The organism is Chryseobacterium sp. UF-81 (genome assembly GCF_058245105.1).
Genome location: NZ_JBSIBX010000008.1, coordinates 78,034 through 90,055, shown reverse-complemented (window position 1 = coordinate 90,055; position 12,022 = coordinate 78,034). Strand labels below are relative to the sequence as shown.

The following is a 12,022-nucleotide window of genomic DNA, read 5'->3' as shown; positions in this document are numbered from 1 at the left end:
AAGCATAAAAAATAGACACAGTCATCTGTGAAAATCCGTGAAATCTGTGGTTAGAAATTATTAACCGAAAAAGCCACAAAGTTTTTGGGACTTTATTGAAACCATATTATTTATGAAAAGACTTATATTAACCCTATATGCAACACTGGCTGCACCTTTATTATTCGCTCAGAGCCATTATAAATACCCGTTCAGGAATCCGGATCTTCCGGTTAGTGAAAGAATAGAAAACCTTCTTAATTTACTGACAACAGAAGAAAAGATAGGAATGATGATGGATAACTCCCAGGCAGTTCCCCGCCTGGAAATTCCTGCTTACGGATGGTGGAATGAAGCGCTGCATGGGGTGGCAAGAGCAGGAACTGCTACTGTTTTCCCCCAGGCGATCGGGATGGCAGCCACATGGGATGTTCCGGAACATTTTAAAACTTTCGAGATGATTTCCGATGAAGCACGGGCAAAATACAACAGATCTTTTGATGAAACTCAAAAAACAGGACGGTACGAAGGGCTGACCTTCTGGACACCCAATATCAATATTTTCCGCGACCCGAGATGGGGAAGAGGCCAGGAAACCTATGGTGAAGACCCTTATCTTACCTCTGTCCTGGGCGTTGCAGCAGTAAAAGGTCTGCAGGGAAATGATCCCAGATATTTTAAGACCCATGCCTGCGCCAAACATTTTGCGGTACACAGCGGACCGGAATGGAACCGCCATTCCTATAATGCAGAAATTTCAAAAAGGGATCTGTATGAAACCTATCTGCCTGCTTTCAAAGCATTGGTTCAGGAGGGAAATGTAAGAGAAGTGATGTGTGCCTACAATGCTTTTGACGGCCAGCCGTGTTGTGCAAACAATACTTTGCTTACCGAAATTCTCCGCGGAAAATGGCAGTATGACGGAATGGTGGTCTCAGACTGCTGGGCACTGGCTGATTTCTTTCAGAAAAAATACCATGGTACTCATGCTGACGAAAAAACAACCGCAGCAGATGCCCTAAAACATTCCACAGATCTGGAATGCGGAGATACCTATAACAATCTGAACAAATCTCTTGCTAGCGGACTGATTACCGAAAAAGATATCGATGCATCAATGCGCAGAATTCTGAAAGGTTGGTTTGAACTGGGAATGCTTGATCCGAAATCTTCCGTTCACTGGAATACAATTCCGTACTCTGTGGTAGACTCAGAGGATCATAAGAAACAGGCACTGGAAATGGCCCAAAAATCAATGGTGCTGATGAAAAATGAAAAGAATGTCCTGCCTCTCAGCAGGAATATTAAAAAAATTGCAGTTGTAGGCCCGAATGCTGATGACGGATTGATGCAGCTAGGAAACTATAACGGAACCCCTTCTTCAATTGTAACCATTCTGGATGGAATAAAAGCCAAATTCCCGAATGCTGAAATTATTTACGAAAAAGGAAGTGAAGTGGCAGATCCTTCGTCCAGAACGTCACTCTATCAGAATTTTATCAGTCAGAAAAACGGTGCGAAGGGAATGAAAGTAGCGTTTTTCAATAACAATGAATTCAAAGGCCAGCCGGCAAATACTTCAGTGAATTCCACCGCAATCAGCTATAACAGCTTTGGCGGAACCCAGCTTGCGCCCAATGTAGGAAGAGAAAATACTTCAGCGATCATTTCAGGAGTTTTCAAAAGTACTTATACGGGAGATGTCGTTTTTTCTGCTTCCACCTCTGATGTCTATACCCTTTTCGTGGACGGAAAAGAAATCGCGACAAGAAAAGGACCTGATGCCAGACATCCTTCAGAGTTTCCTGTAAAAATGGAAAAAGGAAAAGAATACCAGATAGAGCTGCGCCATACACAAAAAGGAAAATATGTAAGCATCACCTTTGAAGTCTACAGAAAAGACCCTGTTAATTTTGCTTCGGTAAGAGAAAAGGTAAAAAATGCAGACGTCATTGTCTTTGCGGGAGGACTTTCACCAAGTCTGGAAGGTGAAGAGATGATGGTGAATGCAGAAGGCTTCAAAGGAGGTGACAAAACTTCGATTGCCCTTCCTAAAGTCCAGCGGGATCTATTGGCGGAACTCAGAAAAACGGGAAAACCTGTTGTTTTTGTTCTTTGTACAGGAAGTGCACTGGGACTGGATCAGGATGAGAAAAATTATGATGCCCTATTAAACGCCTGGTATGGCGGACAATCAGGAGGAACGGCTGTAGCAGATGTTTTGGCAGGAGATTATAATCCTTCCGGAAAATTACCCGTTACCTTTTACAAAAATATTGAACAGCTGGACAATTCCCTTTCAAAGACAAGTAAGCACCAGGGATTTGAAAATTATGATATGCAGGGGAGAACATACCGCTATATGACGGAAAAACCTCTTTATCCGTTCGGGCACGGTCTGAGTTATTCAAAATTTGTTTACGGAGACTCAAAACTGAGTAAAAATACGATCAGTACCAACGAAAACGTGACGATTACAGTTCCCGTAACCAATTTTTCAGAAAAGGATGGTGAAGAAGTCGTTCAGGTCTATATCAAAAGAAATAATGATGCTCAGGCACCGGTAAAAACTTTAAGAGCTTTTGAAAGAACTTTGATTACATCTAAAGAAACAAAAAATATTCAGCTGACACTTTCCAAAGAATCATTTGCCTTCTATGATGAAAAAGCTGATGATCTGGTTTCAAAGCCCGGCGATTATACCATCTTTTACGGAGGAACTTCTGATGATGCAGGGTTGAAAAGCATTCCGCTAAAAGTAAAATAACAAGATTAATCCAGAACAGAATTGAAACCGTTGCCTAGAGGCTATAGTTTTCAAAATACGATATCTATGACAACAAAAAATAAAATATTTTCAATCGCGATTTCCCTCAGTGCCGCTTTTTTTTCGGCTCAGAATAATACCATCCGTACCTATAATCTGGATCTGAAAGAAAATCCTGCAAATATTAAAATACAACCCACCATGTACGGGATTTTCTTTGAAGACATCAATTTCGCAGCAGACGGAGGAATATATGCTGAACTGATTAAAAACCGTAGTTTTGAATTTGACGAACCTTTCACAGGATGGAAACAGCCCAATACAAAAACGCTTTCTCCCAACCTGGATTCCGGATTTCTGACCATTTATTCCGATCCTTCCAAATCCAATAAAAATTACGCGAGAATTACCGTGCAGAATGATAAAAATTATCTTCTGGAGAATGAAGGTTTCAGGGGAATAGGGCTTCATCAGGGAGAGCAATATGATTTCAGTTTTGATCTGGAAAATGTTTCAGGAAATATTTCAGCGGTCAATGCAAGCCTTGTTGATGAAAACGGAAAGGAAATCACTTCCGCCTCTACCCTTGTAAGAGGAAAGGGATGGCAGAAATATACAGTAGTTTTCAAATTACCGCAAACCGTTGAAAAAGCAAAATTGCGTATCACATTTACCGGAAACGGTATCGTGAATATGGATATGATCTCACTTTTTCCCCAGGATACCTGGAAAGGCCGAAAAGGAGGCTTACGAAAAGATCTCGTTCAGAAATTATACGATATGCAGCCGGGATTTTTACGGTTTCCGGGCGGCTGTATTGTAGAAGGAAGAACTTTGGCAGAACGGTATCAGTGGAAAAAAACAGTAGGAAATGTGGCAGACCGTGAATATCTCATCAATAAATGGAGTACAGGATTTCCGCATCGCCTTACACCGGATTACGGACAGTCTTTTGGATTAGGATTTTTTGAATATTTCCAGCTTTCCGAAGATCTGGGTGCAGAACCCGTTCCTATTCTGAGCTGTGGAATGGCATGCCAGTTCAATACAGCAGAATTGGTAAAAATGGAAGACCTCGATCCTTATGTTCAGGATGTTCTGGACTTGATTGAATTTGCCAACGGAGATCCCAAAACAACAAAATGGGGGAAACTCCGTGCTGAAATGGGGCATTCGCAGCCTTTTAATTTAAAGTTTATAGGAGTAGGAAATGAGCAGTGGGGAGCGGATTATATTGAACGTTATAAAGTGTTTGAAAAAGTCATTCACTCAAAATACCCTGATATTAAGATTATCTCCGGAAGCGGACCGTCACCCGATGGCGAATTCTTTGAATATGGCTGGAAAGAACTGAAGCAGCTTAACGCGCAGATGGTAGATGAGCATTATTACAATTCTCCCGACTGGTTCATGAAAAATGCGGGCAGATATGACCATTATGACCGTTCCGGACCCAAAGTGTTTGCCGGAGAATATGCTGCTCAATCTGTAGGAGTGGTAAAGCCTGATAATAAGAATAACTGGCTGACTGCCCTTTCAGAAGCCGCTTTTATGACTGGTCTTGAAAGAAATGCAGATGTGGTCTATATGACTTCCTATGCACCACTTTTTGCCCATGCTGATGGCTGGCAGTGGACACCTGACCTGATCTGGTTCAATAATCTGAAATCTTACGCCACCCCAAACTATTATGTTCAGAAATTATTTTCCAACAATAAAGGAACGGATTTGCTGAAAATAGAAAGTAACGGAAAGGCTTTATCCGGTCAGGAAAAGTTATATGCTACAGCAGTGAAGGATGCAAAAACAACTGAGATCATTATTAAAATAGTCAATACTGATACTCAGGCTAAAACGGTTAATATCAAACCCGGAACTCTGAAAATAGGTAAAAAAATAACCAAAATATTTCTGACTGCACCACAACTTTCCAGTGAAAATAGTTTCGATGCTGAGCCTGTGAAGCCTAAAGAAGAGAATTCCGAAGCCAAAAATGGTGAAATCTCAGCGGAAATTCCTGCCAATTCTTTAGTGGTTTTAAAAGTGAAAACAATTTAATTCATTGTATTTCATATGGTTATAAAAAATAAGTGTGTTTTTTACATTTATTTAAAATAGAATCTTATATTTGTTTTTATCTCATCAGGAGAAATTAAAATCTCAACCATCAAAAACGTTTCACCACCATGAAAAAATATGTTATCGGGCTGGACTATGGTACAGATTCCGTACGGGCCGTCCTTATTGATACGGAAAACGGCTCCGAAGTCACCTCTTCAGTCAGCTATTACCAGAGATGGAAAGAAGGTAAATTTTGTAATCCCTCAACTAACAGTTTCAGACAACATCCCTCAGATCATATTGAAGGGTTGGAAAAAACCATTTCAGAAGTAGTAAGAGAAAGCGGAGTACCGCCGGAGCAGATCGTTAGCATTTGTATTGATACTACAGGCTCTTCACCGCTTCCTGTAACAAGTGACGGAACAGCACTGGCACTGGTTTCCGGATTTGAAGAGAATCCGAATGCCATGATGGTTTTATGGAAAGACCACACCGCGATTCGGGAAGCAGAAGAAATCAATACTCTTGCGAGAACCTGGGGTGGGGAAGATTATACAAGGTTTGAAGGAGGTATTTATTCTTCAGAATGGTTCTGGGCTAAAATACTACACATCAGCAGAGTGGATGCAGGGGTAAAAAACGCTGCTTATACCTGGATGGAACACTGTGATTATCTGACCTATCTTTTATCAGATCACAAAGACCTGGCAACTTTCAAAAGAAGCCGTTGTGCAGCAGGCCACAAAGCCATGTGGCATGAGTCATGGGGAGGTTTGCCCTCAGTAGAATTTTTAAACAGGCTTGATCCTTCTCTGGGAGAACTTAGAGAAAGATTATATGAAAAAACCTATACCTCAGACGAAATTGCCGGGCACCTGAATGAAGAATGGGCTGAAAAAACAGGACTGACAACCAATACCATTATCACAGTTGGAACTTTCGACGCCCATTCAGGAGCAGTGGGAGCAAAAGTGGAAGAAAATACCCTGATCAGGATTATGGGAACTTCTACCTGTGATATCATGGTAGCCTCAGAAGAAACCATCGGAGATACAACAGTAAAAGGAATCTGCGGCCAGGTCGACGGCTCTGTAATTCCAGGACTGATAGGACTTGAAGCAGGGCAGTCTGCCTTTGGAGATGTGCTGGCCTGGTATAAAGATATCCTGATGTGGCCCGTTCACCAGGTGATGATGCATTCCGAAAGTATTTCAGACGAGCAGAAGACAAAGCTCGCAGAAGAAATGGAAGCCGGACTTATCAGAAAATTAACTCTTGAAGCAGAAAAAATTCCTCTGTCAGATGCCTTACCTGTTGCATTGGATTGGGTAAACGGAAGAAGAACACCGGATGCAGATCAGGAGCTTAAAGCAGCCATCAGCCAGCTTTCTCTGGGAACAAAGGCGCCTCATATTTTCAAAGCTTTGGTCAATGCCATTTGTTTCGGAGCTAAAAAGATCGTTGACCGTTTTGAAGAAGAAGGTGTGAAAATCAATAAAGTGATCGGGATCGGAGGAGTAGCAAGGAAATCACCGTTTATCATGCAGACACTTGCTAATGTTCTGGATATGCCAATTGCTGTTGCCGCTTCAGACCAGACTCCCGCTCTTGGGGCTGCTGTTTATGCTGCCGTATCAGCAGGAATTTATCCGACCGTTCAGGAAGCCAGCATGAAAATGGGCTCCGGTTTTGAAGCGGAATACCAGCCGAAAGCTGATGAAGTACAGAACTACAGAGAATTAATGCAGCAATACCAGAAGCTCGCTGATTTTGTAGAACATAATACCCGATTGAAAAATAACAGGAAAGAACTTCAGAACTCCTGATCTCCCATTTTAACCTTTTGAATTACACTCAAAATGAATACTTATAAAGAACTTCAAAGAGAATGTTATGAAGCCAACATGCAGTTGGATGCGCTGAAGCTTGTTGTCTATACCTTCGGGAATGTAAGCGCTGTAGACCGTGAGAAGGGCATTTTCGCTATTAAACCAAGTGGTGTCCCTTATGACATTTTAAAGCCGGAAGATATGGTGATCTTAGACTTTGACGCTAATGTCATTGAAGGCAGGCTCAGACCTTCTTCCGATACAAAAACACATGCTTACCTGTACAAAAACTGGGAAAATATCGGTGGGATTTCCCACACTCATGCTATCTATTCTGTAGCTTGGGCACAGGCGCAAATGGACATTCCTGTTTTCGGAACCACCCATGCAGACCATCTCACGACAGATATTCCCTGCGCACCACCCATGCGTGATGATCTGATCGAGGGAAACTACGAATACAATACGGGAATACAGATCCTGGATTGTTTTAAAGAAAAACAACTCTCTCCTGAAGAAGTGGAAATGGTTCTTATTGGAAATCACGGGCCCTTTACCTGGGGGAAAAATGCAGAAAAAGCAGTCTACAACAGCAAAGTGCTTGAAACCATTGCCGAAATGGCTTATCTCACCAGGCAGATAAATCCTGATGCAGAACGTCTGAAAGACTCACTCATCAAAAAACACTATGAACGTAAACACGGCAAGAATGCCTACTACGGGCAGGAATTGAAACACTAAACACTTCAACATAAACAACTATTAACGATCAACAAAATTATGTTAACACCTCTCAATACCAAAGAAATCTGGTTCATCACAGGAAGTCAGCATTTATACGGACTTGAAACACTGGCGCAGGTAGCGGACCACTCAAAAAAAATCGTGGAAGAACTTGAAAAATCTTCTTTCATCCCGGTAAAAATCATTGTAAAGCCAACGGTAAAAACTACCGAAGAGATATTTGAAACCATTGCAGCCGCCAATCATGCAGAAAACTGCATAGGTGTGATCACATGGATGCACACCTTTTCACCCGCTAAAATGTGGATCAGAGGATTAAAAATTTTACAGAAGCCTCTTTTGCACCTGCATACCCAGTTCAACAGGGATATTCCGTGGTCTACCATGGATATGGACTTTATGAACCTTAATCAGGCCGCTCACGGGGACCGTGAATTTGGTTTTATGGTAAGCAGGCTCCGAAAGAGCAGAAAAGTGGTCGTAGGACACTGGTCAGAAGAAAGAGTTCAGAAGCAGATCGGTGACTGGAGCCGTGTTGCTGCCGGCTGGGACGACTGGCAGGGTGCTAAATTTGCACGCTTCGGAGATAATATGAGATTTGTAGCCGTTACAGATGGTGACAAAGTGGAAGCGGAAACAAAGTTCGGTTTCTCCGTCAATACCTGGGGAATTGGTGATCTTGTCGGAGTTATCAATTCTGTAAGTGAAGGAGAAATAAAAAGCCTTATCGAAGAATATGAGTCTTCTTATCACATGGCAGCATCCCTTTTGGAAGGAGGTGCCAACAGAAGTTCACTCCACACCGCTGCAAAAATTGAATTAGGGCTTGAGAAATTTTTAAAAGATGGAGGATTTAAAGGATTTTCAGATACCTTTGAAGACCTTCACGGGCTGGAACAGCTGCCGGGAATTGCAGTTCAGCGCCTGATGCAGAAAGGATACGGATTTGCAGGAGAAGGAGACTGGAAAACAGCGGCATTGGTACGTGCCATGAAAACAATGGGGCAGGGCCTTGAAGGAGGAAATGCTTTTATGGAAGATTACACCTATCATTTAGACCCTTCCAATCCTTCCATTTTAGGTTCCCACATGTTGGAAGTAGACCCTGTTCTGGCAGCCGGGAAACCTTCATGTGAGATTCACCCGCTCGGAATCGGAGGAAAAGCAGACCCGGTTCGTCTTGTTTTTAACTCCAGAGGAAATATTGATTCTCTGAATGCTGCCCTGATGGATTTTGGAAACCATTTCAGACTGCTGATCAACAAAACCAGAGCATTGGAAATTACAGAAGAGCTGCCAAAACTGCCGGTAGCAAGAGTCTTATGGAAACCTCTTCCTGATTTATATACGGCTGCAGAAGCCTGGATACTGGCAGGTGGGGCACATCATACATGTTACAGTGAAAATATTTCAGCAGAGCAGCTGGAAGATTTTGCTGAAATAGCAGGGATTGAATCATTAGTCATTGATGAAGATACCAGAATGCGTGATTTTAAAAATACACTTCGTTGGAATGAAATGTATTATCGTTAATTAATTTTAAAAAATATGTAAATAATTATGAGAATAACAATATATAATAGCATTTTTATTTTATTATTTTTAATTATTTTCGGCTGCAAAAAAGAAAATAATAAACAGAATATTTCAGAAAAAATGGAGCAGATTCATACTTCAGATTATGGAGTTACGTCAAAAGGCGATTCTATTAAAAAATACACGTTGACCAATAAAAACGGGATGAAAGTTGAGGTCATCAACTTCGGAGGAATTATCACTTCTTTAACACCTCCGGACAGAAACGGGAAATACGAAGATGTAGTACTCGGCTTTACAAAACCTGAAGGGTATTTCAATGGCAATCCATATTATTTCGGTGCATTGATCGGAAGATATGGCAACAGAATTGCCAATGCAAAATTCTCACTGGAGGGTAAAGCATACGAAATTGATAAAAATGATGGCCCCAACAGCCTTCACGGAGGAAAAGAAGGATTTCATACCAGATTCTGGAATATTGAACCGGTAAAAGATGCAAAGTTCCCAACGTTGAAATTAACCTATACCAGCGCAGACGGTGAAGAAGGATATCCGGGGAAATTAACAACAACCGTTTTCTACACGCTTACGGACGACAATGCACTGGAAATTTCCTATGAGGCAGAAACCGATAAGCCTACCGTGGTGAATCTTACCCAGCATTCTTATTTTAACCTTTCAGGAAACTTTACCAAAACGATTACCGATCACGAACTGCAGATCAATGCAGATCATTTCCTTCCGGTCAATGAAACCCTGATTCCTACCGGTGAGCAGAAAGCAGTAAAAGGAACTCCTTTTGATTTTACGGTTTCAAAACCTATCGGAAAAGATATCAATGCAGACGACGATCAGCTGAAAAAAGGAAAAGGATATGACCATAACTGGATACTGAATGGAAAAGGTCTGAGAAGTATCGCCAAAGTGTATCATCAGGGAACAGGAAGACTGATGGAGGTCTTCACGGATGAACCCGGAGTGCAGTTTTATTCCGGAAATTTTCTTGACGGAAAGTTTGATACCAAAACTGGTGGCAAGAATGAATTCAGAACAGGATTCTGCCTGGAGACCCAGCATTTCCCGGATTCACCGAATCAGGCTTCTTTTCCTTCCACAGAACTGAAGCCCGGACAGAAATACCAGTCTAAAACCATCTATAAATTCTCCGTTAAAAACTAAACTATGGGAAAATTAGCAACTATTGATATCATCATATTTCTGATCTATTTTGTAGTGGTCGCTTCCTACGGATTATGGATCTATAAAAAGAAAAAATCTGAATCTACAGGAAGCAAGGATTATTTCCTGGCGGAAGGATCTTTGACCTGGTGGGCGATCGGAGCCAGCTTAATAGCCTCTAATATTTCTGCTGAGCAGTTTATTGGGATGAGCGGTGAAGGTTTCTTTGTCGGAATTGCTGTTGCCGCTTACGAATGGATTGCTGCCGTTGCACTGATCATCATTGCAGTATGGTTTATACCGATCTATCTTAAAAATAAAATCTATACCATGCCCCAGTTTCTGGAGAGAAGGTATAACAAATCTGTTTCACTGATTATGGCGGTGTTCTGGCTGTTTCTGTATGTTATCGTGAATCTTACTTCCATCCTCTATCTTGGCGCTCTTGCCATTGATACTTTGTTGGGAGGAGAACATCTTCACGGTATTATGATCGCCCTTTTGCTTATGGCCCTTCTGATCGGCCTTGGAGGAATGAAAGTGATAGGATATACAGATGTTATACAGGTCGCAGTCCTTATTATCGGCGGATTTGCAACGGTCTATATGGCTTTGCAGATTGTGGACCAGAGAATCAACGGAGCAGTTGTCGGGAATGCTCTGGCTGGTTTCAATACCCTGATCAATGAGGCTCCGCAGCATTTTAAGCTGATTCTTGAAAAACCGACCACCACGACGACTACTTTGGCAATGCCTCAGAATCTGGATGTACAGAAATATGTGGTGTTACCAGGTCTGGCCATGTATTTTGCCGGTCAGTGGATTGTTAACCTGAATTATTGGGGTTGTAATCAGTATATTACGCAGAGAGCTTTGGGAGCAGATCTGAAAACGGCACGAACAGGGATTTTATTTGCAGGTTTCCTGAAGCTATTCATGCCTGTTATTGTTATGCTTCCCGGGATCGCTGCTTATGTATTATATTCCAAAGGACACCTTCCGGGATTCAACGGAGTGAAAGACGGAGCATACTCTGCCATATTAGGATTTTTACCGTCCGGCCTTAAAGGATTGGCTATTGCAGCATTGACGGCAGCCATCGTCGCTTCCCTGGCAGGAAAAGTGAACAGTATCTCAACCATTTTTACCCTGGATATCTATAAGAAATACCTTAAAACAGATGCTACCGAAATCCAGATGGTGAGAACAGGCCGCTGGGTCATTATTATTGCAATGATGGCAGCATTGGCCTTTACCTGGACAGATGTTTTGGGAATTGGAGGAGAAGGCGGATTCACATTTATTCAGAAGTATACAGGCTTTATCAGCCCGGGAGTTTTTGCCATGTTCCTTTTGGGAATGTTCTGGAAAAGAACGACTGGCACGGCTGCTTTGGTAGGAGTAATTTTAGGATTTGTCCTTGCAATCTTCTTCAACAGCTTTGCCGTAGAAATTTTCGGAAAAGAGACCTGGATGTATACAGCATTTACTTATGAAAAGCTTGAAAATGGTGTGGTGCATACCATTACCGAAATTCCTTTCCTGATCAATATGGGATGGTCGTTTTTTATCACCATAATCGCAATGATACTGATCAGCCTAGCAGGTCCTAAAATTAACCCTAAAGCCTTTGCCATTGATGCAACAATGTTTAAAGTGGACAACAGAACTTTGGTTTTGATTGTGATGACATTGCTTCTACTGACTGCCTTGTATGTGAGGTTTTGGTAGAAATTGAATATATGACAAAAAGTGAATGGTCAATAGTGAATCCGTTTCACTTGTCAATTTTTAAAAAATTTACCATTAACTTGCGAAGTAAAATTGACTTTTCACATAAAAAACATTAAGTATTTATTTTAAACACTTTAGTTCACTTAAGTTAGTTTAAAATCAAATTATATTAAAAGTTCACTTAAGAAGA

The 12,022-nt window shown here is 41.5% G+C and carries 7 protein-coding genes; all 7 read left to right on the top strand.

All coding sequences use genetic code 11. The features are described from left to right. The first annotated feature begins 112 nt into the window (after positions 1-112). The 7 genes from AC4IFE_RS12550 to AC4IFE_RS12520 all read left to right on the top strand — a co-directional run bounded on the left by AC4IFE_RS12550 (position 113) and on the right by AC4IFE_RS12520 (position 11,829). Complete coding sequence (locus AC4IFE_RS12550; RefSeq protein ID WP_490757524.1) at positions 113-2,746, top strand: glycoside hydrolase family 3 C-terminal domain-containing protein; 2,634 nt, start codon at positions 113-115, stop codon at positions 2,744-2,746. Between the two features lie 66 nt (positions 2,747-2,812). Next, positions 2,813-4,804 (top strand): alpha-L-arabinofuranosidase C-terminal domain-containing protein, encoded by a 1,992-nt coding sequence (locus AC4IFE_RS12545; RefSeq protein ID WP_490757523.1) that lies wholly within the window; start codon positions 2,813-2,815, stop codon positions 4,802-4,804. Between the two features lie 128 nt (positions 4,805-4,932). After that, positions 4,933-6,633, top strand: coding sequence for a ribulokinase (locus tag AC4IFE_RS12540; RefSeq protein WP_490757522.1), 1,701 nt, complete (start codon positions 4,933-4,935; stop codon positions 6,631-6,633). 33 nt (positions 6,634-6,666) lie between these two features. After that, entirely contained in the window at positions 6,667-7,377 is a 711-nt protein-coding gene (locus AC4IFE_RS12535) for an L-ribulose-5-phosphate 4-epimerase (RefSeq protein WP_490757521.1), read from the top strand. 39 nt (positions 7,378-7,416) lie between these two features. Next, on the top strand, positions 7,417-8,913 hold the full coding sequence (gene araA / locus AC4IFE_RS12530) for an L-arabinose isomerase (RefSeq protein ID WP_490757520.1): 1,497 nt from the start codon (positions 7,417-7,419) through the stop codon (positions 8,911-8,913). A gap of 27 nt (positions 8,914-8,940) precedes the next feature. Continuing rightward, positions 8,941-10,098, top strand: a complete 1,158-nt coding sequence (locus tag AC4IFE_RS12525) for an aldose epimerase family protein (protein WP_490757519.1) — start codon at positions 8,941-8,943, stop codon at positions 10,096-10,098. A 3-nt stretch (positions 10,099-10,101) separates the two neighbouring features. Then, a complete protein-coding gene (locus AC4IFE_RS12520; protein ID WP_490757518.1) occupies positions 10,102-11,829 on the top strand; it encodes a sodium:solute symporter family transporter in 1,728 nt (575 codons plus the stop codon). Positions 11,830-12,022 lie beyond the last annotated feature (193 nt).

What these genes read in the sequence shown, in the direction of transcription:
- AC4IFE_RS12550 (WP_490757524.1), top strand. Translation starts at nt 113, where the DNA reads ATGAAAAGACTTATATTAACCCTATATGCAACACTGGCTGCACCTTTA.
- AC4IFE_RS12520 (WP_490757518.1), top strand. Translation starts at nt 10,102, where the DNA reads ATGGGAAAATTAGCAACTATTGATATCATCATATTTCTGATCTATTTT.
- AC4IFE_RS12535 (WP_490757521.1), top strand. Translation starts at nt 6,667, where the DNA reads ATGAATACTTATAAAGAACTTCAAAGAGAATGTTATGAAGCCAACATG.
- AC4IFE_RS12540 (WP_490757522.1), top strand. Translation starts at nt 4,933, where the DNA reads ATGAAAAAATATGTTATCGGGCTGGACTATGGTACAGATTCCGTACGG.
- AC4IFE_RS12525 (WP_490757519.1), top strand. Translation starts at nt 8,941, where the DNA reads ATGAGAATAACAATATATAATAGCATTTTTATTTTATTATTTTTAATT.
- araA (WP_490757520.1), top strand. Translation starts at nt 7,417, where the DNA reads ATGTTAACACCTCTCAATACCAAAGAAATCTGGTTCATCACAGGAAGT.
- AC4IFE_RS12545 (WP_490757523.1), top strand. Translation starts at nt 2,813, where the DNA reads ATGACAACAAAAAATAAAATATTTTCAATCGCGATTTCCCTCAGTGCC.